Source organism: Microbacterium umsixpiens (assembly GCF_053543675.1).
This window is the reverse complement of sequence record NZ_JBLVOH010000070.1, coordinates 5,859-7,006: the sequence shown is the minus strand read 5'-3', so window position 1 is coordinate 7,006 and position 1,148 is coordinate 5,859. Positions and strand designations below refer to the sequence as shown.

The 1,148-nt window shown below is 64.7% G+C and carries 1 protein-coding gene; it reads right to left on the bottom strand.

From position 1 onward, the window contains the following. Window positions 1-96: 96 nt before the first annotated feature. Entirely contained in the window at window positions 97-591 is a 495-nt protein-coding gene (locus ACNPM4_RS07200; protein ID WP_258133898.1) for an endonuclease domain-containing protein, read from the bottom strand. Between the last annotated feature and the right edge of the window lie 557 nt (window positions 592-1,148).

Below are 1,148 nucleotides of genomic sequence, written 5' to 3'. Positions count from 1 at the left end.
GTTTCCAGTCCACAAATGCATGACCGTGTTCCGGGTGCATGAGAACCCAACAGGAACATTCATGCATCTGGCAAGAACTCATGCGGATGGTGCGGGTCAGACCCGCGCACGGCCGAGTGCTGCCATCACGGCCGCCACAACCACATCCCAGGTGTGCAGGATCATCGCGTAGTCGAAGCGAAGCGTCTCGAACCCGAGGCGTGATGCCGCGGCATCGCGCATGAGATCCCGGTGACGCTGACTCGGTCCGTCGTGGTTCTCCCGACCGTCAGCTTCCAGAATCACCCGCCCCTCGATGACGAAGTCGACTCGTCCGACTCCTGCGACTGCGACCTGCGTTCGCACCTCGACTCCGATGAGGTGGAGCCTCAGCCGTACCAGCGATTCCAAGCCGCTCTCCGCATCGGGCCGCGCAAGATCGACGAGCCAGCGCGCGGAAGCAGGAAGAGCCGCCCGGACCCTCGCGCGTGCCGCGGCTGTAAGCATCCGCTTGTTCCATGCCGACTCGAATGCAGCGAAGAAGAACTCCTCGCCATAGCAGGCGAATGCGTGCAGAAGCGCGACATCGATCGGAGCGATTCCGATATCCATACGTCCTGGGGTGAAGTGGGCGACGCAGCCGCACCGCTCCGGATGATGACGTCGACCACCGAGACCCATCCACACGTGCACCTCTTTCGGCATCTCGAGCGTCCACACTTCTCGAGCGCGCAAAGCTCCACCGCACGTGAGGGCGCCACCGTGCGCTGCTGCCGAGACCACTTCCGGTGCGGCGTCAACCGACGCGAAAACCCCGGGCCGCACCCGAACGATACGTCCGGCCCTGCACTCGACGCCCAGCCGCGAACGCGAGCAGCCGAACGCCTGAAGTCGGGTGCCGCGCGCGACCCCTCCGAAGTGCCCGAGGACGGAGCCGACGTCGATCATCGTCTCATCCTGGATGCACGTGACCATTGCTCTCGCACGCCGGAGCGCAATCCGTGGAATCACGTTTCTCAAACCACGGCTGTGCAGTCCCGGACCACCCGGCCCGCCCCCGGATGCATGAGGATTGCACGAACGCAGGATGTCCAGCGCCCGAACGGTCATGCATCCGGGCGCCACTCATGCATTCGGCGAAAGGCGAGACCCCGCGCACACGACGAGGG